The organism is Mesorhizobium mediterraneum (assembly GCF_002284565.1).
Classification (GTDB): domain Bacteria; phylum Pseudomonadota; class Alphaproteobacteria; order Rhizobiales; family Rhizobiaceae; genus Mesorhizobium; species Mesorhizobium mediterraneum.
This window is the reverse complement of sequence record NZ_NPKI01000046.1, coordinates 238,103-263,126: the sequence shown is the minus strand read 5'-3', so window position 1 is coordinate 263,126 and position 25,024 is coordinate 238,103. Positions and strand designations below refer to the sequence as shown.

Below are 25,024 nucleotides of genomic sequence, written 5' to 3'. Positions count from 1 at the left end.
TCATCTCTTCTCAAACCATCGCCGCGCCGCCATTGGCGCCCAGGCATTGTCCGGTGAAAAAGGTTGCGCCGGGACCGGCCAGGAACACCACCGCGGCGGCGATTTCATCCGGCCGTCCGATCCGCCCCAGCGGGTGTGTTGTTTCCAGCGCGCGCTGGCTCTCGGTCAGCGCGTCGAAGCCAAGAAGCGGCGTGTCGGTCGGCCCGGGCGCCACGGCGTTGACCAGGATGCGGGGCGCAAGTTCGCGTGCCCAGGAGCGGGTAAGGCCGAGCAGCGCCGCCTTCGTCGCGCAGTAGACCGAAGCGCCCGACCGGCCGAGATAGGCGAGCTCGGAGGCGATGTTGATGATGCGTCCGCCCTCGGGAAGATGCGGCAGGACTTCCCGCGCCACGATGATCGCGCCCCGCACATTGACCGCGAACATGCGGTCGACATGATCGAGCGAAATCCCGCCAAGCGGTGCTTCCTGCAGGATGCCGGCATTGTTGACGAGGATGTCATAGCCGCCAATCCGGTCCCTGCCCTGCCCGACCGCGGCAATGATGTCGGTTTCGCTGGCGAGGTCGCAGGCAAGAATGGGGAAATCGCCCTCCGACGCCTCGAGATCGAGGCCCAGAACCGTCGCCCCGGCCTCGCGCAAGGCGTGCGCGGTGGCGCGGCCGATACCGCTGGCTGCGCCAGTGACCAGCGCGCGTTTTCCGTGAAGCGGGCTTACCAAGGCACTTCTCCCCTGTCGACACCAAGCGACTGCCCGGTGATGTTGGCTGCGAGTTCCGACGCCAGGAAGAGATAGGTACCCGCGATGTCGGCTGGCTCCATCAGGCCCGGCAGCGCCTGCGCACCGACGATGCTTTCGAGCAGTGCTGCCTCGCTGACGGCGTCTCTCTCGGCCATGCGGCCGAGCGAGCGCATCGACGCATCCGTGCGAACCCATCCGGGACAGACCGCATTGACGCGGATGCCCCTGGCCCCGAGTTCCTTGGCCCAGGTCTTCGTCAGGCCGACGATGGCGTGCTTAGAGGCGACATAGGCGCCGAACTGCGCCTCGGCAACACGGCCCCAGATCGATGACGTGTTGACGATCGAACCGCCGGCCTGCATGCGCGGCAGAGCACGCGCCGTGACGAGCGCCGTGCCGATGATATTGATCTCGATGATGCGCCGGAAGGCGGCTTCGACATCGTCGCCGCTGTCGGTGATCGGCGTCATCAGTTCGAGCCCGGCATTGTTGATGAGCACGTCTATGCGAGCGAGAGGTTCGAGCGCCGCAGTTAAGGCCGAACGATCGGCAATATCGGCTTCCATGCTGGTGGCGCCCAATTCACGCGCCCGTTCGTGCACGGCCGCTTCGTTAGCGATGAGATGCAGGCTGGCGCCGGCTTGCGCAAAACCCTTAGCGATGCCGAGCCCGATGCCACGACTGGCCCCGGTGATCACGACCGACTTTCCGGAGAAGGACAGGCTCATGCGACAACTCCTGTCTGGTTGCGGATCAGATGCAGGATCTTGTTACGCAGCTCGAAGAATTTCTGCGTTTCCCGGATTTCCAGTGGCCGTTGCGGGCCGAGCTGGGCCGCCACGTCGATGTCGGCTACGACCGAGGCCGGCCGGCGCGAAAACAGGATGATCCGGTCGGCGAGGAACACCGCTTCTTCCACGTCGTGGGTGACGAAGATGACGGTCTTTTCCTCGCGAATCTGGATCTGCCGCAGCTCGACCTGAAGGCGCTCGCGCGTCAGCGCGTCGAGCGCACCGAAAGGCTCGTCCATCAACAGCACATCCGAACCGGCGGCGAGCGTGCGCGCTATGGCCACGCGCTGGCGCATGCCGCCCGAAATCCGGTTCGGATAGGAGCCGGCGAAGTCGGCAAGCCCGAACAATTCGAGATAATGGCGCATCCGCTCGGCCTTCTCGGCCGCGCCAATATCTTTCCTGTAGCGCATGCCGAAGGCAATGTTCTTCTCGACAGTCAACCAGGGAAACGACGAATAGGACTGGAACACCATGCCGCGCCGGCGATCCGGCCCGACAACCCTTTCGCCGCCGACCAGGATCGAGCCCGAGCTCGGTTCGTCGAGGCCGCCGACCATCCGCATCAAGGTTGTCTTGCCGCAACCCGATGGGCCAAGGAAGACCACCAGCGAATTGCGGTCGAGACCAAGATCGGTTTTTCGCACGACATCGACCGGGCCGAAGCACTTGGCCGTATCGACGAACTGAATATAGCCGCTCGCCATGACCCGATCCCTCACAGATACCGGAAGAGGCGGCGGTGAAACAGGCGAAGCAGCTGGTCGGTGACGAGGCCTATCAGCCCAATGACGACGACGCCTGCCATCACTTCGGGCGTTTTCACGAAACGGCGCGCCGTCCAGATCACGTAGCCGATGCCGGAATCGGCCGCGACGATCTCGGCGATGATCAGATATGTCCAGCACCAGCCGAGCGTGATCCTGAGATTGTCAATCAGGGTCGGCCCCATCCAGCGCAAGGCGACATCCGTCATCACCTGCCTCGAGCTGGCGCCGACTGTGCGGGCGACCTCGACGAACTCCTGCGGCACCCGCCGCATGTCGTCGGCCACGAGAAGCACGAGCTGGAAGAAAGTGCCCAGCCAGAGCAGGAAGATCTTGGTCTCCTCGCCGACGCCAAACCAGATGATGGACAGCGGCACAAGTGCGGGAACCGGAAGATAGCGGATGAAATCGATCATCGGCTCGAGTGCGGCTCCGACAATCCGGTAGCTGCTCATCATGATGCCGATCGGGATGGCCATGGCCGCGGCGAGCAGGAAGGCGATCCACACACGTGTGGTCGAGACCACGACATGCCAGACGAGGTTCTGCTCGGTCAGCATCGTCCACAAGGCGATGACGACGCGGCTTGGTGAGGGGAGGAACTGCGGCGCAATAATGCCCGCGCGTGCCGCCAGCTCCCAACCCGCGACGACCAGGGCGGCCGCCGCAACGCTGACGGCGGATTCCGCCATCGGCGAAGCTCGGCCGCGAAAAACAAACAGACTGCTGAACAAGATCACTATCCCCGGATGCCGGCATGGCATGGCCGCCGGCGGCCGCCGGAAGGCGGGCCGCCGGACCTGGTCCATTGCCGTTACTTAGCCGACACCTTGTTGATCACCGAATTGTCGATCTGGTCCGTCGCAACGAGCTTGTTGTCGGCAGCGCCGTTCTCCAGGTTGAGGTCCATCACCGTATCGAAGATGCCGTGGAGCGTGCCTTTTTCTCCCGGTTTGCCCATGTAGGCGAGAGATTCGGCGAGCGTCGTGTAGGATAGGCTGGAGTCGACGATCTCGGTCACCTCAGCCGGCGTCAGGCCGAAATGCTTGGAGGCCATATCGGCGAATTTTCCCGGCTCGGCCTTCAGGAAATCGACGGCCTCGTAGATGCAGCCGAGAAACTTCGCGTATTTGTCCGGGTTCGCCTTGAAGTCATCGTTGCGGACGATGATCGCATCGATGATGATGCCGCGATGATCCTTGGACGAGACCAGCATGCGAGCACCCGGACGGGTCGAGGCCTTCAGCGCCTGCGACATGAACGGTTCATAGGTCGCGATCGCGGCAATCGAGTCATCGACGAAAACCGCGCCGGTGTCGGCCGTTGCGATGTCCTTGATCTGGAGGTCCTTCAGTGACAGTCCCGCCTGCTTCAGCTCCATCTGGAGCAACAGGCGTGAGGGAATGTTCGGCTCGGCAGCGACGACCTTGCCCTTGAGATCCGCCACCGTCTTGATCTGGTCGTCGGTGATGATGCCGTCGCCGCCGACGGATTCATCGATCGTGCCGATGATAATGCCCGGTGTGGAGGCGTCGCGCGGGCGCCCCTGATATTCGCCGACGGAGCGCATCTGCATCTCGATGTCGCCGCGCGCCATCGCGGCCATGACGTTGGTGAGGTCATCCTCGAACTTGATGCTGACGTCTAGGTCTTTGCCGGCGAAGCAGCCCAGGTCGCCGGCGATGTGGACAGGTGCAAATCCCAGCCACGTCGGAGCAAGGATGCGTATCTGGTCGGCGCTGAAGGCGAACTGCGAACTGGCGAGCACCAGTGCTGCGGACAGCGCTATGCGGAGTGACGATTTCATGATTGTTCCCCATTTTTGTTCCGCGCAGGCTCGCGATTTCAAGTATTGATGTAAATGAGTTTATTTAGAATTTTACATCGAATAATGTCGATGTATCGCCATTCGAGGGACAAGCCATGCGTCGTTTGGACAACATCGACATCCGCCTGCTGCGCGTCTTCGTGGCGCTGGCCGATTCAGGCGGCTTCGCCGACGCGCAGATCACCCTCAACCTGTCGCAGCCGACGCTCAGCACGCATCTTGCGGAGTTGGAGAAACGCATCGGCGCCCAGCTCTGCCATCGCGGACGCAAAAAGTTCCGCCTGACCGAGGTCGGACAGGCGACCTACGACGCGGCGCAGAAACTGTTTCGCGATCTCGACGATTTCGGGCACCGCATCAGCGCAGCCAGCGGCAGCCTGTCCGGCCGGTTGCGGATCGGCACGTCCGATGGCGTGTTCACAAGCAGTGAATTGGGCATCCAGCATGCCCTCAGACGCTTCATGGGTCCTGATTCCGATGTTTTCATCGACCTATCGCTTGGCACGCCATCCGAGCTTGAGCAGCAAGTCGCTGATGGCGGCCGCGACATCGTCATCGGGCCGCTGTCGCAGAAAGCGCCCGGTGTCGTTTACCGGGATTATTGCGGCGAGCCGCATTTTCTCTATTGCGGCCGACGGCACCCGCTTTTTGCAATGCCAGATTCAAGGATCGACCAAAGCGCCATCCACGCTGCGCGGTTTTCTGTACGCAGCTATCGGTATTTCGACGACCTCTATCTCGTCGGGCATCCCAAGGCCAGCGCGTCAGTGATCCACATGGAAGCACAATTGATGCTGATCCTGTCGGAGAATTTCATCGGCTTCCTGCCGGCTCATTTCGCATCGTCATGGGTCCACGCCGGCGAGTTGCGGGCGATCAAGCCCGGGTCCTATACCTTCAGTTCGCGGCATCTGATCGCGTACCGCAGGGCAGACGAAACAAGAAATCTGGTCCAGGCGTTCCTTCGAGAACTGACCAGAGGATCGGGGACGGTTCCGTTGAAAGAGGGTGGAGCAAAATAGGAAGAATTTCGGTCTGCCCGAGCAATCCAGCAGTCTGTTCGGCCAGATCAATCAACCCGGCGTCGAATCCCGCCCGCTGGGGCAGGCTGCGATCTACTGGAAGGGCCGCTCGACATCGCCGAGATGCGCGTGGGCGGCAAAACAACCCGTCTGGATCATTTCGGCGGGCGTCGTTGCCAATGTCGGCAGCGATGCGTTCGTCGCCTTGCCCATGAGCACGGAGGCGTTGCCATGAGCCGTGGACGATCTGAGGAGGAACCGATGCATCCCGTCTGGGATGCATCGGAAGGATTGACTCAGTTGTGGCGGATTTCCGTTCCCAGCACCTTCAGGCACTCGCGGATGAACGCGGCAAGTGCGGTCCAGCCCTTTGCCGAGACCATCGTTCCGTCGACATAGGCCTCAGTCGGGGACAGGTCGATATAGGTTCCACCGGCGAGGGTCACTTCCGGCTCGCAGGCAGCCAGCGCACCTACTTTCTTGCCACGCACGACGCCGTCGACCGCGATCAGGATCTGTACGCCATGGCAGATCGTGAAGATCGGCTTCTTGTTTTCGTGGAAATGGCGGACGATCGCCTGCACGCGCTTATCCGTGCGGATGTACTCGGGGCCACGACCGCCCGCGCAATATACGGCGTGATACTGGTCGAGCTGTCTCTCCGCTTCCGAAAAGGTCTTGTTCATCAAAGCATAGTGGCCGGGCTTTTCGGTGTAGGTTTGGTCACCTTCGAAGTCGTGGAGCGATGTCTTGATCAGGTCTCCAGCGTTCTTGTCAGGACAGACAACGTGGACGATGTGGCCGACGGCCTCCATCGCCTGCTGATAGACGAAGATCTCGTATTCTTCGGTAAACTCACCGGTCAACATTAGTATTTTCTTGCCTGGCATGGTCGGTTTCCTCGTTTTGTGGATGGAAGTCAGGCGGGCGTTGCACTCGCCCGGCGGCGCGGCCTCAGAAAAGGGAATCCGGGACGTGGTATCCCCGGCCGTTTGCTTGCGTGATCAACGGTGCATCCAGATTGACGGCGGCGCTCCCGATGTGGACGGTGACTGGCATCGTGACAGTCTCAATCGAACGCCAGCAACAAACGATCACGAGAATGCTCGATATGGCGGCGCATCGCCTGTTCCGCCGCAACAGGATCGGAGGCAGCGAAGGCGGCCAGGATAGCCTCATGCTCGTCGAGCGCTTCCTCGGTAACGCGCGAATGGAACATCAGGCGAAAGATGTGGAAGTGCGTATGCTGGAACGCGAGAGTCTGGCGCACGAGATCATTGTTTGCAAATTCCATGATCCTGTCGTGGAAAATGGCGTCCTGCCGCGCAAAGTTGGAGTAACGCAGGCGTTCATCCTTGCCGTCGCGGCGCGCCATGCCCCCTGCGGACTCCTGAAGCACCGCAAGTTTCGTCTCATCCATCAATGCGGCTGCTTTGGCTGCCCCATGCGGCTCGAGCAACAGGCGAAGCTCATAGAGTTCGTCAAATCGGCGCTTGGTTATCTGCGGCGCGGCGCGGTAGCCGATCAAATGTGTCTTCAGCACAAGGCCTTCGCCTTCGAGGCGGCCAAGCGCTTCACGGATTGGCGTGTGGGATACTTCGAGTTCCTTGACCAGACTGTCGACGGTGATCCGCGAGCCAGGCGCGATCTTCAGCGACATGAGTTGCGCGAAGATCGCTTCATACACGTCCTCCACCAGACTGTTGGATCGCTGGATGCGTCCGCTAGCCGGGTCGACTTCTCGGGCATTGCTTAAGTTCGTGACCTGCATCTTTGCCTCTTGACAGGATCACTGGCTAACACGATGCTTCGCTCAATGCAATCCTATATCATATACGATTTAATAGATGATACCTTTTGGATCGAACTCGACGAGCTTTCGCTTTCCACTCCCAACATCATCGAGGGACGCAGAACATGAGCCTTTTCGCTGCCGTAAGGCTCCCGCGTGAGATCCTCTTCGGGAAGGGCCAGCGCCATGTCATTCCAACCGTTGCGGCCAGGCTGGGCCGTCGCGCTCTTGTCTGCACGGACGAGCGCTTTGCCGCGACTGTCGCCTTCGCAGAGATCATGGCGGCGCTCGAAGGCGCATCGATAGACGTGCTCGTGCATGACCGCGTGCTGCCCGACGTCCCCCGGGACACCGTCGCCGTCTGCGTCGAGGAGGCGCGAAAGTTTGCGCCGGACATGGTGATCGGCATCGGAGGCGGCAGTTGTCTCGACATGGCCAAATGCGCCGCGTTGCTCATCAGTCACGGCGGCCTGCTCCAGGACTACTACGGCGAGTTCAAGGTGCCTGGCCCGACGCTGCCATTGATCGCGGTTCCAACAACAGCCGGCACCGGCTCGGAAGTGACCCCTGTCGCGGTGATCTCCGATCCGGATCGCACCTTGAAGGTTGGCATCTCCAGCCCGCATCTGATCGCGGCAGCCGCCATCTGCGACCCGGAACTGACGATGACATGTCCCCCGGGACTGACGGCGATCGCGGGCGCAGACGCGCTGACACATGCGATCGAGGCTTTTACCGCCGTCAGGCGCGGCACCGATCCCTTCCTTCCGCAGAGCCATGTCTTTATCGGCAAAACCGCTTTGACCGATCATTTCGCGCTGCTGGCAATCAAGCTGCTTGGTCGAAGCCTTGAAAAGGCATACCGCCAGCCCTCTGACGAGGACGCCCGGGCCGATGTGATGATGGGCGCGCTTGCAGCCGGCTGTGCGTTCGGAACGGCCGGCACAGCGGCGGCGCACGCCGTACAATATCCGGTTGGCGCGATAACCCACACCGCCCACGGTTTGGGTGTCGCCACCATGTTGCCGTACGTCATGAAGTACAACCGGGCCGCCGCGGCCGCCGAGATGGCCGAGATCGGCCTTGCCCTTGGTCTCGACGGGAGGGATCGGAGTGCCGGTGAGATGGCCGACGCGACGATCGACGAGATCGGCCGGCTGTTTGGAGCGATCGGGATCACGCCTTCGCTGGCCAAGCTCGGGCTTCCCGCCGACAAGCTCGATTGGACGGCCGAACAGGCGCTCGGCATTGACCGTCTCATCAAGAACAATCCGCGTCCATTCGATCTGGCAGCCATGCGGGGCCTGATCCAGGCTGCCTATGATGGCAACCTCGCCACCTACGTCATGTGAGCAATCGAGGAGCAGGCCATGAACATATCTCATCCGGTGCTGGAGGACGGTCAGGACACTGACGACTTCCATAGATTCTCCCACGGCTTGTATATCGGCGGCCAGTGGAGGCAATCCGCGGACGGCCGGGAAATCCAGGTCTTGGACCCTTCCACGGAAGCCGTGATCGCCGCCGTTCCCGACGCGACGATCGAAGATGCCGCGGCCGCCGTGGAGGCTGCGGCCAAGGCCGCCGATGGCTGGCGCACAACGGCACCTCGCAAGCGTTCCGAAATCCTCAGACGTTGCTTCGAGTTGATGACGCAGCGTTCCGAGACGCTGGCAACCCTGATCTCGCTGGAAAACGGCAAGGCACTCCGGGACGCGCGTGGCGAGATCGCCTATGCCGCGGAATTCTTTCGCTGGAATGCCGAGGAAGCCGTTCGCATCACCGGTGAATTCGGGATTGCGCCTTCCGGCGCGAACCGGATCGTGGTCGACTACGAGCCCATCGGCATCTGCGTCCTTGTCACACCCTGGAACTTCCCTGCCGCCATGGCGACGCGCAAGATCGCGCCCGCCTTGGCTGCCGGGTGCACGGTAATTTTGAAGCCAGCCAGCGAGACCCCGCTCACGGCCTACGCGCTTGCCGCGCTCTACCAGGAAGCAGGCATTCCGCCAGGGGTGGTGAACGTTCTGACAACCTCCAATCCCGGCCCTGTGACGGCCGCTATGCTGGCCGATCCGCGGGTGCGGAAACTCTCCTTTACCGGCTCAACGGGTATCGGGCGCATTCTGCTGGCCGAGGCCGCAAAGCACGTGGTTTCGTGTTCGATGGAACTTGGCGGCAACGCGCCATTCCTTGTGTTCGATGACGCGGACCTTGACGCGGCGGTCGATGGGGCGATGGTGGCGAAGATGCGCAACGCCGGCGAGGCCTGCACGGCTGCAAACCGCATCTATGTCCAGTCTGGCATTTACGATGCCTTTGGCGAAAGCCTCGCCAGGCGGATGTCGTCACTCAAGGTCGGCGCTGGCACGGACGCGGCCACGGAGTGCGGGCCGATGATCACCAGGAAGGCCGTCGACAAGATCGGCCGTCTGGTCAACGATGCTGTCGCCCGTGGCGCGCGGGTGCTGTGCGGGGGCAAGACAGGCTCGGGAACGGGATATTACTATCTGCCGACCGTGCTCTGCGACGTCCCGGCCGAGGCGGAGATGGCGCATGAGGAAATTTTTGGGCCGGTAGCGCCGATCTCGAGATTCGAAACGGAAGCCGAGGTCATCGTGCGCGCCAACGACACCGAATACGGTCTTGCCGCCTACATCTACACGCGCGATCTTGCGCGTGGAATGCGGGTGGCATCCAAGATCGAAGCCGGGATGATCGCTCTCAACCGCGGCTTGATGTCCGATCCGGCAGCACCCTTCGGCGGGGTAAAGCAGAGCGGCCTCGGCCGCGAGGGCGGCCAGCATCACGGCATTGCCGAGTTCATGGAGGCGAAATACCTCGCCATCAGCATCTGAGCGGAGGAAGAGTGCAAAGCGATCCGTTTCGCATCCGCGACCACGTCGCGGATTTTGACAAAATCGTGCAGGACATCGTTCACCGCAGCGAGGTCGTTCGCGCAACCGTTCCAATGGCTGCGGACGTTGCCTATGGACCGGATCAGGCCGAAACCGTGGACCTGTTCTTTCCCTCGGGCAAAAGAAGCGGCCTGCCGGTGCACATGTTTATCCATGGCGGCTACTGGAGAATGTTCTCCAAGCGCGACTACTCATACGTCGCGACGACGATTACCCAGGCGGGTGCGATTGCCGTCATCGTCGACTATGCTCTGATGCCCAACGTCAGAATGGCTACGATCGTCGACCAGGTGCGCCGCGCCAAGCAGTGGGTTCTCGCCCATATCGCCGACCATGGCGGAAACCCGGCAGAACTGACTGTCAGCGGTCATTCGGCCGGAGCACATCTTTCAACGTTTCTGTTCAACAGCGAGAATACCCCCTCGAATGTGCGGGCAGCTCTTCTGCTCGGCGGGCTCTACGATCTGAAACCCCTCCAAGATTCCTTTCTCGCCAACGAGATTGGAATTACCGATGAGGAAGTCGCTATGTTTACACCGCTTGCCTATCGGCATGATCCTCAAACCAAGGCGACGGTTCTGGTCGGGGCCAATGAGACGCCGCCTTTCCATCAGCAAGCAGATCGTTTCAAACAGAACCTGCTGCAGCGGGGCTCGCCGGTAACGTCGCTTGTTCTCACGAACCGCAACCACATGGACAGTGTCAGAGATCTCGGCGTGCCTGGGAGCCAGGCGGGCGATTGCCTGACGAAACTGATTGCCAACGACAGCCGCTAACCCTCCCTGCAGACATGCCAGCTGTGGTCGGAATTGCTCCGCCCCGTGACACCCGTCAGACCGCCCTGAGATACTCGACCCATTGCGGGGTCTGCATCACCGAGCGCGCGCGCATATATTTCCACGCCCCGTATTTGTAGAAATCGAAGTCGAGCGCCGATACGACATTCTGCACCATCGCCCAGGTTCCCCACTTCACATCGGCGAGCACCTTGTGCACGACCAGCCGGGCCTTCAACCGAGGGTCAAACCTGCCGAAATATTCCTCGATGACTTCGGCCTCGACCGCATCGGAGAAGAACATTTCCCCGCACCAGATGCCGAGTTCGTAACAGCGGTCGTTGTTTGCGGCATACTCATAGTCGATCAGCATCATCGACCGGTCGGGCGCGATCATGAAGTTTCCGGGCATCGGATCGTTGAAGCATGGAACCAGGTCGATCCCCGAAGCCTCGAGCGCCGCCCGCGCCAGAAGGTACTGGCGATGCAGCCAGGCAAAATCCGCCGGCAGCGCGCCTCCGAGCTCGCGGACCTGATCGACATGCTCGTCGATCATGTCGAAGACCGTCTTGGTCAGCGACAGCAGGCCCGAATCGTTGAAGCGCCGGTAGAGACCCAGCACCGAGCGGCGTACATCCGGGTCGAGGAAATCGCGGTTGGTACAGGAGCGCCGCCCCTCCATGAAATCGGCAATCTCGACGCCGCGTTCGTCCAGATAGCCGTAGACCGCGGGTCCGATACCGAGCGAGTGGGCGCGCCGGCTCGCCTCCGCCGCCGCTTTTCGGTCGATGAACATCTCGGTGCCCCGGCCCGGAACCTTCACGAAATAGCTCTCTGACTGTCCCGCGATGCGAACGCGCCAGTTGGAATTGCTGATGCCGCCATGCACCGGCCGGTAGCGGAGATCGCGGCCGGTCCATGGTTCGACGGCACAGATGACGGCCTCGATCTCCCGCTCGGCTTCGCTCACCGCCTCGCCCGGCCGCTTCTCAATCATGTAGGGCCTCCTTGCAGCCGCTCAAAGCCGTCTCAACTTCAGTTCGAAGTCCGGATGGCGAAGAGCCATCCGGCAGCGCAGCAGGCGCCACTGCGCGTATTTCAGAAACTCGATGTCGCCGCGCGGCGATGTCGAGTTCAACAACAGACCCCATAGCCCCCACATCAGATCGTCCGCCGCCGCATATGCACGGCAACGGTTGAGGGAAGCCTGACGGAACGACCCCTCGAACATCTCAAGCGCCGGCCGCATCTCTTCTTCGAACGGAAAGGCCTCGTTAAGTAGAATGCCGACCTCGTAGAGGGGATCGACATTGCGGGCGTCGTCGAAATCGACGAGGTGAACCGCCCCGTCCTGGCTTACCATGATGTTGGAGGCGAGGCCGTCGGCGTGGCTCGGCCGGACATCGTAACCCGCAGCGGTGATTGCGCGCTCGATCTCGCCGACGCCGTCGAGCATCCACCAAAGATCGTCCGGGCGCTCGACGCCGGCGGCTTTCCGGGCGTCGTCCAGCACCCGGATCCTATCGAATACCGTCCACGACAAAGCGAATGGCCGCGATCCGTGGATCGCCTTTTTGAGCCCGATGACCTGCTCCATCACGTCCGCCCGTCGCAGATCGTCCATGCGCGCTGTTTTCCAACCGGGCGGCAAGAGATCGAAGACGATCGCGTCGGCGTCTCGCGCAAGATGCCGCGGACTTGGCGTGCAGCCCAGTCCGGCCGCGGTGGAGGCGGCTTCGAACACGGCCTCCAGATCGACGAACGCCTTCTGATCGGAGTTCACGATCTTCAGGAAATAGGCCGGAGACGACTGGTCGACCGCCACCAGCCATGCTTCGCTGTCGACGCCGCGATGCGAGGGCGATGCGATACCCGGAGAGGCGGGCGCAAAACCGATCTGTTTTCCCGTCCAGTCCGCAATAGCGGTGAGCGCCGCCTCGGCACGAACTTCCGCGGGGGTGGAGGCTTCGCCGATCGTCTTCATCGCCTAGTCCTTCAGTTCTTCAGGATGTTGCCGTCGACGCAGAACCGCCACAGCATCCCCGCGAGCAGTTCCGTCCCCAGGAGCCGATCCTCGGGCGTGGTAAACTCCGTCGGGTGGTGGATGACACCGCCGACGCTCGGCACCCCGATAACGATCGCCGGTGTCACCGCCGACATGCTGACGGCGTCGTGCCCACCGATCGTGTCGAGCCGAAGGACCGTCTGCCCGAGCGATTTGGCGGTCTGTTCGGCCAGATCGATCAGCCCGGCGTCGAATTCTCCTGCTCGCCTCCGGTCTATGGATCGGACTTCGAACGACGTGTGGGCGCGCGCGGCGCAGCTCTCGATCTTCTCCTTGAGTTCCGCTTCGGCCGACGCCAGAAGCTCGGCGCTTCCCGACCGCAGTTCGATGAACATCACCGTTTCTCCCGGCACCACATTCGGCGAATTGGGATAGACTTCCAGCCGCGCCGCCGAGGTGTGCAGATCCGGACCGGCCTTGTCGGCCATGTCCCTGAGTTCGGCGATCAGATAGGCGGCAGCAAGCAGCGCATCCTGCCGCTCGGCCATCGGTGTGGGGCCGGTGTGGGCCTGCCGGCCGACATAGGCGAGGCGATATTTGACGGCACCCCAGAAACGGGTGAATGCCCCTATCCGCAGGCCGGCCTTCTCGAGATGGGCCGAGCCCTCGATGTGGATCTCGATCAAGGCGGCCGGCACCACGCGAGCGGCCTCGCCCGCATAGCCGATTTCCGACAGCGCCTCGGCCACCGAAACGCCGGAACCGTCCCGGCGCGCCAGCGCGAAATCAAGGTCGATCTCGCCGGAATTGACGCTGCTGCCAAGCAGGCTGGGCTGGAACCGCGCACCTTCCTCGTTGGTCCAATTGACGATGACGAAGTTGCATTTCGGCGTGATGCCGGTTTCGGCCACCCGGCGCCTTATCGCCTCTATCGCGCTGCAGGCGGCGATCACCCCATAGGCGCCGTCAAAGCGGCCACCATTCGGCTGACTGTCGAGATGCGAGCCGCACATGATGCAGGGCGCATCCTTGCCGGCCCAGTCGAGAAATCCGTACATGTTGCCGATCGCGTCGATCTCAAGACGCAGGCCTTCCTGCGCGAACCATGCAGCCAGCCAGTCCCGTGCCAGTCCATCCTCGCGGGACAGTGTCAGTCGCGTCATCGAGCCGTCAGGACCACCGCCGAAGGCGGAAACCTCATCCATCATCCGATGGAGGGCTTCGGCGTCGATGCCGGGAAAAGCCGACGGGTCCTTGCGAATTTCAAGCATAGAGCACCTTTACCTGCGTCTGATCCATTTGCGCGGCGAAGTCCGCCTTGAGGGGAGCGTCGGTGATCAGGATGTCGACGTCCCGGAATTCGTATGTGCAGATGGAGCCCTGCCGGCCGAACTTGCTGCTGTCGGCCAGCATGACGCACTGTTTGGAGTGCTTTCGCAGCGCGCGGCGAATGTTCGCCTCGTCCTGTCCGAGGTCCATGAAGCCGAACCTGCTGTCGACGGTTGCAATGCTGACGAAAGCGATGTCGAACAGGTGCCGCGTGACGAGATCGACTGGATCCGGACCCATGAAGGCCCGGTAGCTCGGCCTGACGTCGCCGCCGACCGCCACGAGATTGGGGTGTCCGGCATCGGCGAGCAGTGCGACGATATCGAGCGAGTTGGTATAGACGGTGATATCAGGCCAGTTCCTCAGATGCTTGGCGAACGCCAGCGTCGTCGTGCCGGCGTCGACGAATATCTTGATGTGGTCTCTGAGCAGGGTCGCCGCACGTTCGGCGATGCGCGCCTTCTCGCGCGCGTTCAGCCGCATCCGGTCGGCGATGGGCTCGTCGGCGTCAGGGCGCGGCTTGACGCCACCACCATAGATGCATCGCAGGTGGCCCTCGAGTTCCAGTTGCTTCAGGTCGCGACGCACCGTTTCCCGGCTGACATGGAAATGCTCGGCGAGTGCCTGCACCGATACGCGCCCGTGCTTCTCGAGTTCGGCAAGTGCGTATTGCATGCGATCTTCAGGATCGCTCATGCGGATTTCGCTTCCATCGATATGTTCCTCCCCGTCTTTCTTGTCGATCATGCGGCGGCGCGAGTTCCCGTTGTTTCAACGAGGAAGCAGGCCGCCAACTCGCCGTGATTTCGCGCCGTCAGCGTCGGGCTCTCGGCACGGCACCGGTCGAAGGCATGCGGACACCGGCTGGCGAAACTGCAACCCGGCGGCAGGTCGATCGGGCTCGGCGGCTCTCCCTCGAGCAGGCATTCCTCCGGCTTGTAGCGGCGCTCCTCCAGTGTCGGAACCGCGCTCAACAGCGCCTTCGTGTAAGGATGCCCGGGATCGAAGAAAAGACGCTCATTGTGGGCGATCTCCACCACCTCGCCGAGATACATCACAGCGACCCGGTTGCAAACGCGGCGGACCATTGCAAGGTCATGCGAGATGAAGACGTAGGTCAGGCCGTGCTGGGCCTGCAGTTTTTCGAACAGCGCCAGCAGGCGGAACTGCTCGGTCTGGTCAAGCGACGACAGCGTCTCGTCCATGATGAGCACTTTTGGCTCGAGCACCATGGCGCGGGCGACATTGACGCGTTGGCGTTGGCCGGCGCTGAGACCAAGCGGCAATTCATCGTAGAGGTTCGCGGGAAGCTCGACCTCGGCCATGACCGCCAGGACGCGTTCGCGTATCTCCTTCGCATTGCGCATGCCGTGCACCCGCAGCGGATCCTCCAGGATCGCGCCGATGGACGTGCGCGGCGGCAGCGAGTTGAACGGATCCTGCAGCACCAGCTGAAAATCGCGCCGGAACTTCAGCAGCGTCTTTCCCCTCAGTTTCGAAAGATCCTCGCCATCGCAGATGACGCTGCCGCTGTCTGGAAACTCCAGGCGGCTGAGAAGCCGCATCAGGGTGGACTTGCCGCAGCCGGACTCGCCCACCACGCCGAAATTCTCGCCCGGCATGACGTCGAAGGTGACATTGCGCACGGCGCGAACCTCGCTGTGGGCCGCGAACGTTCCCCGTTTGCGAACACGGTAGGTGCGGGTTGCGTCGCGTATGCTGATCGTTGGCATGGCCGCGCTCGTCGTACGCGGAACGGCGACCGCCTCGCTCGTCCAGATTTTCGGAATTTGGCTGATCAACTGCAGCGTATAGGGATGCTGCGGCGCGTCGATGAGCCGCTGCGGGGTGTTGCGCTCGACGATCCTGCCTTCGGACAGCACCAGGACCTGATCGGCCGCCTCCTTGACCGTCGGCAGCGACGACGAAACGAACACCACCGCGGTGTCGAAACGCTCCGTCAACTCGCGCATCAGACGCAGGACCTGCGCCGCGACTGTCACGTCGAGCGGCTGGGTGACGTTGTCGGCGACGAGAAAGGCTGGATTGCTGATCAAAGCGTCGACGATCAGCGCGCGCTGCATCATGCCGCCGCTGAATTGCGAGGGATACTCGTCGAAGCGCAACCGTGGCGAGGGAATGCGGACCGCTCCAAGAAGGTCGATGACCCGCTTGCGGGCCTCCGATGGATCGATGCCGGGTACCACGGCGCTGAGTTTCTCGACGATCTGGCGGCCGACCGGCAAAGTGGGATCTAGCGCTCCCATGGGATTGGCACCGACATAGGCGATCTCTCTGCGCAGCAGTCGCATCCGTCCGCCGGCCAGGTCGAGGATGTTCTGCGACTTGTACTCGACCGAGCCGGACGAGATGCGCAGCGGCGGGTCGATCCAGTTGACCAGGGCTCGCGCCAGAACGGTCTTGCCCGAACCGCTGGCTCCGATGATGCCGACGATTTCGCGCGGGGCGAGATCGAAGCTCACATCGGAGACGACCGGCCGGGCGCCCGCGCCCGTGCCCACTTCCACGCCGAGATTCTTGACCGACAGGACCGGGCTGCTGTTCACGACACGCCTCCGTAGATCCGGTTGCGGGCCCGCTCGAGCGAAGCGCCCATCAGGTTGATGCTGGTCAGGGTAAGGCACAGGAACACCCCCGGCATAGTGGCGATCCACCATGCATTGAGCAGGTATTTCCTGCCGTCGGCGATGATGTTGCCGAAGGTCGGCGTCGGAGGCTGCACGCCGAGGCCGATGAAGCCGAGGATCGACTCGAAGATCATCATGCGCGCCACGTCGAGCACCGACACGAAGATGATCGGCGGCAGCACCAGCGGCGACAGCAGCCAGACCATGATGCGAAAATCCGAAGCCCCGCTGACCTGGGCGGCGCGCACATATTCGCTCTTGCGTTCGGTCATCACGACGCTGCGCGTGACGCGGGCATAGACCGGCCAGCTCGAAAGGCCGAGTACAAGGATGATCGCCGGAATCGTCGGCCGCGATACCCCCAGAACGGTAATCGCGAGGATGATCATCGGGATGGAGAGCTGCGCGTCGGTGATCCGCATGATCACCATGTCGATCCTGCCCCCATAGTAACCGGCGAGCGTGCCGAGCGAGCAGCCGATGATCAGCATCACCACCACGGTGGACAGGCCGATCAGCAGGGAATAGCGCAAGCCCACCAGACTGCGCACGAGCATGTCGCGACCGATCTGATCGGTGCCGAGCGGTGCCGCCCAATTCCATTTGTCGCCGAGGAAGGGTGGCGACTGCAAACGGCCGGCGACGTTCATCTTCGTGGGGTCGATGCCGCTCAAGGCCGGGTAGAGCAGCGCCGCGAGACCCAGTAGGGCGAAAATCACGAGGCCGACCCGGAATTCGTTCGACGCCAGCGCCGCCTTCCATATCCGCCGGGACAGCGAAGCGCCGCGCTGCGCTTCCGGCGCGGTTACCTTCAGGCTCAGCTGGGTTTGCACGACGCTCATCAGTATTCCAGTCTCGGATCGATCAGCGTTGCGACCAGATCGACCGCGATGTTGATCAGGACGAAGATGGCGCTGGTGACGATCGCGATGCCCTGAATCAGGGGAAAGTCGCGCTGCAGCACGGCGTTGATGGTCAGAAGCCCCAATCCGGGATAATCGAAGATGAATTCGATCACGAGCACGCCGCCGAGCAGGCCGCTGATCTGGATGCCGAGAAGGTTGAGCAGCGGAACCGAGGCGTTGCGCAGCGCGTGCGCGAAGATGATCCGACGCTGGCTGAGCCCGCGCACGCGGCCGACTGCAATGAACGGCATCGTCATTGCCGAGGAAATCGAGCCGGTCAGCGTCCGGATCAGAACCGGCGAAAGTTCGACAGCCAGCACGATTGCCGGCAGGATCGTGTAGGCAAAGCCCTTGTAGCCGATCGCCGGCAGCCAGCCGAGCTTCACGGACAGGATCAGCGCAAGCACGATGCCGAGCCAGAAACCCGGCAGGGATATGAAGATCGACGACACGTAAAAAGCGACCCTGTCCGGCCATCGTCCAGGAGACAATCCGGCCGGGATGCCGACCAGGAACGAAAAGAGCATCGCGAACACGATCGCCAGGAAGGCGAGCTGCAGCGTCATCGGCAGGGTCTCGCCGATAAGGGTGAGCACGTCGGCGCGCTCGCCGCGCGTGGCATCCCCGAAACTAGACCCGCCGGTCGAGGCGCCGCTGGCCGGCCGAACGAACGACTGGCCGAGGTCGCCCCTGACGACGCCGCTCATATAGCGCCCGAATTGAACCAGCACCGGGTCGCGAAGCCCCATCTCCTTGGCGATCTGCTCGATCAGCGCCTCGGGCGCCATTCCGCCCGCCATCAACCGGACGGGATCGCCCGGAACGACGCGAAGCAGGGTGAATATCAGCAGCGTTACAAGAAAAATGATCAGCGCACCCTGGGCCAGGCGGCGGACAAGAAAGCTAATGATGAACATTCCATCTCCTGCGGCGGACGAAGCCCGAGGACTGGTTGCCGGCTCTCCTTCTCCCCTTGTGGGAGAAGGCAAGACAGGGCTGCGCTTCGACGGCTGTCACGGCCCGGGTTTGTTTCTCCCGGGCCGCGGCTGACGCCAATCAGGCGAACGCCCCCTTCGACGCATCCATCGAACCGTCCGGATAGATGAAGAGCCCCGTGAGAGACTTGTCCATCGCGTGGATCATGACGGAAGTGAACAGGGAGAACGACGGCACTTTCGCGGCAATCATCGGCATCGTCTCGGTCTGGAGGATCTGTTTGCGCTCCTCGAGCGACGCCGCGCTGCGCTCCTTGTCGAGTGAGGCGTCCAGTTCGGGATCGACGATGCCGGTGATGCGCTTGGACGAGGAATGGAAATGCGTGCGCAGCACGAGGTCCGGCTCTGGCGATCCGGTCGACCAGCCGCAGTCGACCATATGGCCCGGACCGCCGCCGGGACGGTCGTAGAGACGCTCATTCCACGCCGCGATCTCCAGCACCGACAGCGTGACGGGGAACCCCTGCTCCTGCAGCATGGCAGTGATCACCTCGCCATACTCCTTGGTCTTGGGATAGAACCCGACCGAGGTGATGTATTCGAGTTCGGGCAGGCCCTGCCCCTTCGGGAAGCCGGCTTCGGCGAGCAGGGCCTGGCATTTCTCCGGGCTGTATTCGGGATAATTGGGCAGGTCGACATAGCCGAACTTCACCGGTGAGACATAATTCGCCGAGGCATGGCCGGCTTCGCCGAGGATTTCGAGCAGCATGGACCGGTCGATCGCGTGACAGGCCGCCATTCGCACGCGCGGGTGGTCGAAGGGCGGCTTGGAACAGCGGAACCACAGATACTTGTTCTCGACCGAGACCACGCTGCTGATCGCCACATTCTCGTTACCTTTGAGGGTCGCCACCTGCTCCGGTTCGAGCCGCTCCACGATGGACGCCTGGCCGTTCATCAGCGACAGCATGCGGGTGGTCGAATCGCCAACGAAATTGAAGCTGATGCCGGGGATGGTCGGCGCCCCGAGGAAGTAGCCCGGGTAGGCCTCCAACACCGTGTCGTTGCCTCGCTGCTCGACGAACTTGTAAGGCCCGGTGCCGTTAAGGCGCTGCGAAAGCGGCCCGCTCGGCCCAGCGGCGATGTCGGTTGCCGACAGCATCGGCAGGTAGGAGGCGAGGAAGATGAACAGGTGCGCCGGATAGCCGCCCTTCGATGTGTCGACGATCACCGTGTAGTCGTCCGGCGTCGTGATTGTCAGCGTCTCGGTCGGGCCTGGATACCATTGCGCCGGCCGGTCGGGCTGCGAGCCGTATTCGAACGTCGCCTTGACGTCTTCCGCCTTGAACGGCTTTCCGTCGTGGAACTTCACCCCTTCACGCAGCTTGATCTCAAGCTTGGTCGGCTCAAGCAAGGTGATCTTTGTGGCGAGCTCGTAGATGACCTCGTCGGGACTTTCGACGCGCATAGGCGTGCGCGTCAGGAACCCCATGACGAAACCCTCGATGTTCTTCTGCGACAGCGTCGTGTGCGCCGTCGGATCCCAGTTGCCGGTGATGTTCTCGGCCGACAGGAAGACCAGTTGCTTGCCCGCCTGCGCAGCCGCGCCAGAGACCAGGAATTCCGGGTTGATCACCATAAGACCGGCGCCCGCTCCGAACGCCGCCATGCCCTTCATGAAATCACGCCTGCTTGACTCGGTCATATGTCGTTCCCCTTTTTTCATTATGTGGTTTTGTGGTTTTTCTTACGTTAGCCAAAACTCTCCACTTGGCAACACGGATTCTGCTGTGCGCTGCTGATACTGCGCCAAAAAAGCGCAATTGCCTTACAATGTTGATATTTTGGGCATATTGACGCGAAAACGTTCTGCTGGAGAAACGCCGAGATAGCCTCATTGCCCAATAAGGCGGCATTGGATTAGGTTGTGGAGTGGTGTGGTTTCTTCCAAAACGTCGCAAAGCCAAACGCTGCGCGAAAATATCTCGCGGGAAGAAAATCAGCTATTCAACCGGAACATGCAGCCGCAATTTGCGGATGTCGGCTGGAGCATGGCGCTGAAGGCATTTGCGTAATCAACACGCCTCAGCGAGGGAAAAGAACCTCACCCATTCCAAGCACCGCGTTGTCGCCGCCATATTTTTGCGGCGCATTGCCCAGAAGCGGCCGTTTCAAAATACCCTCGGCGATCAGATGGCGATCGACGATGGCGGCAAAAACGCTCTCCGGCGCGCCGCATTCGACGAAGCTCGGCGACAGACTTTTCGGCGCGCGATCGAGCAGGATCGAACCGCGGCGCATCAGGTAGCCGGGCATTTCGCCGGTGCCGCCGGCCACCACCAGCGTGCCGGCGATCATGCGGCTGCCGGCATTGTCGCCTGAACCCTTCAGCACCGCGATCAGGCCGCGCCGCATGCGGTCGGCGGCAAAAGCGCCCGCTTTGCCCCTGACGATCAGCACGCCGCCATTCATGCCGGCCAGCTCCCCGGCGAGCGGCGCACCGAGGTGATCGCCGGCGTTGCCTGTTATTTCAAGCCTGCCGCCGCGCATTCCGGAGCCGGCATGCGGACCCGCATTGCCTTCGATCGTCAGCTTGCCGCCGCGCATGGCGCGCCCGGCCTGGGCGCCGGCATTGCCGACGACACGAACCGAACCGCCCCGCATGCCTTCCGCCACGCGATCGAGGCGCGCGCTTCCACCTTCGAACACGATGTCCAGCGGATCGTTGCCGGCGACGCGAAAAATATCGCCGACCTTCGATCCATGCTTCGACATGCCGATCTGGATTCTTTCGATATCGCGCCTTTCGATCCCGGCAAGCCGCTCTGGCGTCAGCGGCGACAGGTCAAGGCGCTCGGGCGGCTCGGCGACAAGGGTGAAGGTCAGCGCCTTCATGGCAGCATATCCTTCAGCGAATAGATGAATTTGCCGAGCTTGCCGCCGTAATTGCCGGCGCTTATGCGAACCGCGCCTCGCTTCGGCCCGAGCTCGATGACGGCGTTGATGCCGGCCTTCATCGCGGCGGCAACGGCATCGTTGGTCTCGCCATCGATGACGATTTCCAGGACGGCGTTGATGTCGGGACCGAGCTCACTCCTGACGACACCGCGCAGTGTCGGCGCGTAGGCTTCGTTGGCCGAGGCGATCATGCCCTTGTATTTACCGCCGATCTTGGAACCCGAACGGGCAATGCCGCCCGGAAACGGCACGATCGCGCCGGGCACCAGGCCTATCGCGGCGACCGCGGCCTCTGCGGCAACCAAGGCCTTGGCGCTGCTTTCAGCCATGACGAAGAAATTGCCGCCGCCGACGGCATCCTTCGTCAGCCCGGTCGTTGCTTCGCACAGGAATTCGCCATCCATGACGGGAACGCGCCAAAAATGCCGGCCGCCGATTTTCTTGGAGATCTGCCAGCCGTCGCCAAAATAACGCAGCGCCGAACCGAGCTTCAACTCGGCGCTGCCCTCCAGTCCGGCGAAGCAGGCCGAACCCGGCGAGGTCAAGACACACTGGCCGACGCGATTGAGCAGTTGTTTCTGCAGTTCGTCTGTTCCCATCGCAAAGATCATCACGCGGCAGCCGGGCCGGCCATCCGGTGTGGCCGATGGCGGCAGTTCGACGTCGATTGCCGCTTCGCAGCCGCAGCCGATCACCGAGGTGGCAAAGCCGGTCATGGTGATCGCCGCCTGGCGAGCCCATTTCCGGTTCGGCGCGGTGATGATGATGGCGGTCGCGCGCATGCCGAAGGCCTCGGCAAAGGTATCGTCGATCACTATGCCATTTACGCTCACGTTCGGCATGCAACCTCGCCGAATGGCTGTTCGCGCGCGATCGCGGAATCTGGGAAATTGAACCAGTCCAGCGACAGGCCGTAGCGCTGCTGGTGATAGTCCTCCAGACGCCGCACCATTGCCTTGTCCGGCGACGGATTGAGCCTGAGCGCCTTGCCCCACCGGTAATGGGTGATCTCTCCATCCTGCACGACGAGATCGCCATCCTTGAAGACATATGCCGCCTGCCCCAGCATTTTCGCGATGTTCCCGTCCCTGCGGTAGACAGCGATATCGGCTATGGCGCCGGCGCCGAGGTGGCCCCGGTCTGTTAGCCCGAGCAGCTTGGCTGGGGCCGCGCGCGTCATGATGGCAATTTCCTCGAACGTGTATTCGCGGTCGATTGCGGCCAGGGTGGAGAGCGCCATGGCGGATTTTGGAAGTCCGGCAATCATTTCGGTGCGCGCTTCCCGGCTCATCAGCAGCTCGAACAGAGCCGGGTAGACGGTAAAGGGCGCGCCATTGGGATGATCGGTGGTGAAGAAGACACGCCAGGGATCGTTGATCAGGAGAAAAAGCTCGAGCCCGATCGCCCACTGCATCGCGCCATAGAAATCCTTGCCATAGCTGTAGGGCACGATGCCGCCGCCATTGCCGTCGCCGTCATGAATGACGGATTTCTTCGGGCTCGCGCTGCCACGCGCCGAAAACTGCCGCATGACGTCGGAGGAGACGGTGACCGTCTGGCCGAACATCACCTGGCCGATATCGATGGTGACTTCCGGCGTCGCGTTGACCAGTTCGGCGAGACGCGCAGCGGCCGAGGAAAACCTGCGCTTGCCTTCCGTGCCGTAGCCATAGAACTGGAGGTGGGCGAGGTGCATCGGCAACCCCTCCGCTGCCGCGATCGTCGCGGCCGCCGTGTCCGCCGATCCGGGACTGCCCAGATTGTTGCAATGGACATGCAGAGGGTGCGGGACGCCAAGGCTGTCGACGGCGGCCTGCAGCGTCTTGACGATCTTGCGCGAGCTGACGCCATAGGAAGGCACCACATCGTCCAGCGAGAAGGTGCGGACGTTTTCCTTGAAGGCGGCCGCCGCGCCGGCGTTGATCACCTTGACCCCAAGCGCCCGTGTCGAGGCGACTGTCCAGGCGACATAGTCCTCGATCATTTGAGACGAAGCGTCGTCGCGGATCATTGACAGCAGGAAATCGTCGTTGCCGAGAATGGCGAGCGTCGCCTTGTCGATGATCGGGATGTCGGCCAATTCGAGATGGGTGTGAAGTGCCGCTCCCGGCGACATAGCCGGCTCGACGACCGTGGTGAAACCCATCTTGGCGTAGAGGCAGCCGGTCTGGAAGGTCGACCAGCCGGCATTGGAGAGCGGCGTCGTCGCCGGCCGCGCCTGATGCGCGGCATGCTGCTCGGGCAGGAGCAGCCGTGCCGTGTTCACATTGCCGCCACCGATGTGGGAATGGATGTCGATGGCGCCCGCCATCACGACGCAGCCGGCAGCGTCGATGGTCCGGTCGGCAGCGCCCCCCGCCGGCGCCGCAACGATCTTATCGTCCCTGATCCAGAGGTCGCCCTTGCCGAGACGACCGTTGACCGGATCGATGATGTCGCCGCCCGCAATTTTCGTCAGCATGGCAACGCGGCCTCGGCGGAGACATGACTGGCGACCAGGCGGATGACAGTCGCAGCGGAGGGCAGTTCGGACGCCGCTCGCGCATCGATCGACCTTAGCGAACCGGTGCGGCTGGAATAGACCACCGCCTCGTGATCGACGCCCGCTTCGCCGATGGCGATGGTGACCGCAGCGCCCGCGACCGGCTTCTGCGTTTTCGCCAACGCGATCAGCGCCATGCGGTTCCTTTTCTTCTGCGGCTGGACAATTGAGGAGGAGATCCGCAGGTGCAGGTCGGCTTCGCCGGCAGCGATCATGCGCGCGACATCGTAACGCCAGGGATCGAATTCCGGGAAGCCGCGCGCAAAGCCCGTGCGCAGCGGAAAACCCGCCATCCAGGTCGAGGCGAGCGCGCTTCCCCATCCGTTTTCGCGCGCCGGCAGATGAAGGCCGGATGCGCGTGATTTGCGGTTGAGATCGGCGATCAGTCCTTGCAGCATCTCCAGCGCCAGCCCTTCGGTTGCGTCGCCTGAAAACAGGAAGACTGGAAAATGCGCAGCCTCCAGGGCTTTGGCGAAATCGTCGAAGTTCGACACCGGCTGCGAAGTCTGACGCCCCCTGCACTGCGTCCTCAGCGCCGCCAGCGTCGCGCCGAGGCTTGCCTCGCCGCAGGAGAGGAGCGTCGCCGTCCGCCCGTTGCTCAACGGCGGCGCAGACGCCCCGTTCGACCCGACCAGAAAGATTTCACGTTGATTCTTGCCTGTGAGATCGGGGGCCGAGAGATCGGGAACCGTGTCCGAGAGTTCGCCGACAAATTCATGATGGATTTGCGGGAGTTCGCCCACGATCACCACGACATCGGCGCGCCGGCGCGTCTCGCCGGGCGCGACGGTCATCGCGCCTTTGTCGGTAAAAAGCGCGGTCTCCCGGGAAACTGCCGCGCCATCGGCATGATCGTATGCCGCGCCAACCCGCTCAGCCAGCGCGATCGCCGCTCTGGTGCCGTGTATATCCGTATCCAAGCTGAAAACCGGGCACCGGCTCGACCCCAACAACGCAGCGGCATGTGCAGCCGCGCGCTCGACCAGCGTTTCCCGGTTGCCGATCCAAGCAACCGCCATTCACTACGCTACTTTCTGGTGCCGGCCCGATCCTAGACGAAACTGGATCG

General features: G+C 62.5%; 24 protein-coding genes. 5 read left to right on the top strand and 19 right to left on the bottom strand.

All coding sequences use genetic code 11. The annotated features are described in order from the left end of the window. Positions 1 to 10: 10 nt before the first annotated feature. The 5 genes from CIT25_RS31865 to CIT25_RS31845 all read right to left on the bottom strand — a co-directional run bounded on the left by CIT25_RS31865 (position 11) and on the right by CIT25_RS31845 (position 4,104). On the bottom strand, positions 11 to 718 hold the full coding sequence (locus CIT25_RS31865) for an SDR family NAD(P)-dependent oxidoreductase (RefSeq protein ID WP_095489059.1): 708 nt from the start codon (positions 716 to 718) through the stop codon (positions 11 to 13). Beyond that, entirely contained in the window at positions 712 to 1,467 is a 756-nt protein-coding gene (locus CIT25_RS31860) for an SDR family NAD(P)-dependent oxidoreductase (protein ID WP_095489058.1), read from the bottom strand. The genes CIT25_RS31865 and CIT25_RS31860 overlap by 7 nt, the downstream gene beginning before the upstream one ends. Next, on the bottom strand, positions 1,464 to 2,237 hold the full coding sequence (locus tag CIT25_RS31855) for an ABC transporter ATP-binding protein (protein WP_095489057.1): 774 nt from the start codon (positions 2,235 to 2,237) through the stop codon (positions 1,464 to 1,466). Before CIT25_RS31855 ends, CIT25_RS31860 begins: the two co-directional genes overlap by 4 nt. A gap of 11 nt (positions 2,238 to 2,248) precedes the next feature. Continuing rightward, positions 2,249 to 2,989 carry an ABC transporter permease gene (locus CIT25_RS31850; RefSeq protein WP_245330086.1) on the bottom strand — a complete coding sequence of 247 codons (741 nt, stop codon included), beginning with the start codon at positions 2,987 to 2,989 and terminating at the stop codon, positions 2,249 to 2,251. A gap of 122 nt (positions 2,990 to 3,111) precedes the next feature. After that, entirely contained in the window at positions 3,112 to 4,104 is a 993-nt protein-coding gene (locus tag CIT25_RS31845; RefSeq protein WP_095489056.1) for an ABC transporter substrate-binding protein, read from the bottom strand. Between the two features lie 116 nt (positions 4,105 to 4,220). Between CIT25_RS31845 and CIT25_RS31840 the strand changes: the two genes are divergently transcribed. Together CIT25_RS31840 and CIT25_RS37275 are read left to right on the top strand one after the other, a co-directional pair. After that, complete coding sequence (locus tag CIT25_RS31840) at positions 4,221 to 5,147, top strand: LysR family transcriptional regulator (RefSeq protein ID WP_095489055.1); 927 nt, start codon at positions 4,221 to 4,223, stop codon at positions 5,145 to 5,147. Continuing rightward, positions 5,134 to 5,382 carry a hypothetical protein gene (locus CIT25_RS37275; RefSeq protein WP_095489054.1) on the top strand — a complete coding sequence of 83 codons (249 nt, stop codon included), beginning with the start codon at positions 5,134 to 5,136 and terminating at the stop codon, positions 5,380 to 5,382. Before CIT25_RS31840 ends, CIT25_RS37275 begins: the two co-directional genes overlap by 14 nt. A 61-nt stretch (positions 5,383 to 5,443) precedes the next feature. Here CIT25_RS37275 and CIT25_RS31830 read toward each other — a convergent pair whose 3' ends face one another. Beyond that, a complete protein-coding gene (locus CIT25_RS31830) occupies positions 5,444 to 6,037 on the bottom strand; it encodes a DJ-1/PfpI family protein (RefSeq protein ID WP_095489053.1) in 594 nt (197 codons plus the stop codon). Positions 6,038 to 6,216: 179 nt separating this feature from the next. Then, on the bottom strand, positions 6,217 to 6,918 hold the full coding sequence (locus CIT25_RS31825) for a GntR family transcriptional regulator (RefSeq protein WP_095489052.1): 702 nt from the start codon (positions 6,916 to 6,918) through the stop codon (positions 6,217 to 6,219). Between the two features lie 146 nt (positions 6,919 to 7,064). Between CIT25_RS31825 and CIT25_RS31820 the strand changes: the two genes are divergently transcribed. Genes CIT25_RS31820 through CIT25_RS31810 form a run of 3 tightly spaced genes read left to right on the top strand, consistent with a single transcriptional unit; the run spans position 7,065 to position 10,633 of the window. Beyond that, positions 7,065 to 8,291 carry an iron-containing alcohol dehydrogenase gene (locus CIT25_RS31820; protein ID WP_095489051.1) on the top strand — a complete coding sequence of 409 codons (1,227 nt, stop codon included), beginning with the start codon at positions 7,065 to 7,067 and terminating at the stop codon, positions 8,289 to 8,291. Between the two features lie 18 nt (positions 8,292 to 8,309). Further along, positions 8,310 to 9,797, top strand: a complete 1,488-nt coding sequence (locus tag CIT25_RS31815) for an NAD-dependent succinate-semialdehyde dehydrogenase (RefSeq protein ID WP_095489050.1) — start codon at positions 8,310 to 8,312, stop codon at positions 9,795 to 9,797. A gap of 11 nt (positions 9,798 to 9,808) precedes the next feature. Next, on the top strand, positions 9,809 to 10,633 hold the full coding sequence (locus CIT25_RS31810) for an alpha/beta hydrolase (protein WP_095489049.1): 825 nt from the start codon (positions 9,809 to 9,811) through the stop codon (positions 10,631 to 10,633). 55 nt (positions 10,634 to 10,688) lie between these two features. On the opposite strand, the gene CIT25_RS31805 is transcribed toward CIT25_RS31810, so the two are convergent. The 12 genes from CIT25_RS31805 to CIT25_RS31750 form a co-directional block, all read right to left on the bottom strand. Continuing rightward, a complete protein-coding gene (locus CIT25_RS31805) occupies positions 10,689 to 11,630 on the bottom strand; it encodes a choline/ethanolamine kinase family protein (protein WP_167391106.1) in 942 nt (313 codons plus the stop codon). A gap of 21 nt (positions 11,631 to 11,651) precedes the next feature. Next, entirely contained in the window at positions 11,652 to 12,617 is a 966-nt protein-coding gene (locus tag CIT25_RS31800) for an aminoglycoside phosphotransferase family protein (protein ID WP_095489048.1), read from the bottom strand. A gap of 11 nt (positions 12,618 to 12,628) precedes the next feature. Continuing rightward, positions 12,629 to 13,909 carry a Zn-dependent hydrolase gene (locus CIT25_RS31795; RefSeq protein WP_095489047.1) on the bottom strand — a complete coding sequence of 427 codons (1,281 nt, stop codon included), beginning with the start codon at positions 13,907 to 13,909 and terminating at the stop codon, positions 12,629 to 12,631. Next, positions 13,902 to 14,714, bottom strand: a complete 813-nt coding sequence (locus CIT25_RS31790) for a DeoR/GlpR family DNA-binding transcription regulator (protein WP_245330085.1) — start codon at positions 14,712 to 14,714, stop codon at positions 13,902 to 13,904. Before CIT25_RS31790 ends, CIT25_RS31795 begins: the two co-directional genes overlap by 8 nt. Then, positions 14,711 to 16,534, bottom strand: a complete 1,824-nt coding sequence (locus CIT25_RS31785; RefSeq protein WP_245330084.1) for an ABC transporter ATP-binding protein — start codon at positions 16,532 to 16,534, stop codon at positions 14,711 to 14,713. Before CIT25_RS31785 ends, CIT25_RS31790 begins: the two co-directional genes overlap by 4 nt. Further along, complete coding sequence (locus CIT25_RS31780; protein WP_095489045.1) at positions 16,531 to 17,457, bottom strand: ABC transporter permease; 927 nt, start codon at positions 17,455 to 17,457, stop codon at positions 16,531 to 16,533. Before CIT25_RS31780 ends, CIT25_RS31785 begins: the two co-directional genes overlap by 4 nt. After that, positions 17,457 to 18,437, bottom strand: a complete 981-nt coding sequence (locus CIT25_RS31775) for an ABC transporter permease (protein ID WP_095489044.1) — start codon at positions 18,435 to 18,437, stop codon at positions 17,457 to 17,459. Before CIT25_RS31775 ends, CIT25_RS31780 begins: the two co-directional genes overlap by 1 nt. Before the next feature lie 139 nt (positions 18,438 to 18,576). After that, positions 18,577 to 20,160: an ABC transporter substrate-binding protein gene (locus CIT25_RS31770; protein ID WP_095489043.1), complete on the bottom strand. Its 1,584-nt coding sequence runs from the start codon at positions 20,158 to 20,160 to the stop codon at positions 18,577 to 18,579. 380 nt (positions 20,161 to 20,540) lie between these two features. Then, positions 20,541 to 21,350, bottom strand: a complete 810-nt coding sequence (locus CIT25_RS31765) for a formylmethanofuran dehydrogenase subunit C (RefSeq protein ID WP_095489042.1) — start codon at positions 21,348 to 21,350, stop codon at positions 20,541 to 20,543. After that, positions 21,347 to 22,255: a formylmethanofuran--tetrahydromethanopterin N-formyltransferase gene (gene fhcD, locus CIT25_RS31760; RefSeq protein ID WP_095489041.1), complete on the bottom strand. Its 909-nt coding sequence runs from the start codon at positions 22,253 to 22,255 to the stop codon at positions 21,347 to 21,349. Before fhcD ends, CIT25_RS31765 begins: the two co-directional genes overlap by 4 nt. Then, positions 22,243 to 23,874 (bottom strand): formylmethanofuran dehydrogenase subunit A, encoded by a 1,632-nt coding sequence (locus CIT25_RS31755; RefSeq protein ID WP_095489040.1) that lies wholly within the window; start codon positions 23,872 to 23,874, stop codon positions 22,243 to 22,245. Before CIT25_RS31755 ends, fhcD begins: the two co-directional genes overlap by 13 nt. Further along, positions 23,868 to 24,974 (bottom strand): molybdopterin-binding domain-containing protein, encoded by a 1,107-nt coding sequence (locus tag CIT25_RS31750; RefSeq protein WP_095489039.1) that lies wholly within the window; start codon positions 24,972 to 24,974, stop codon positions 23,868 to 23,870. The genes CIT25_RS31755 and CIT25_RS31750 overlap by 7 nt, the downstream gene beginning before the upstream one ends. Positions 24,975 to 25,024 lie beyond the last annotated feature (50 nt).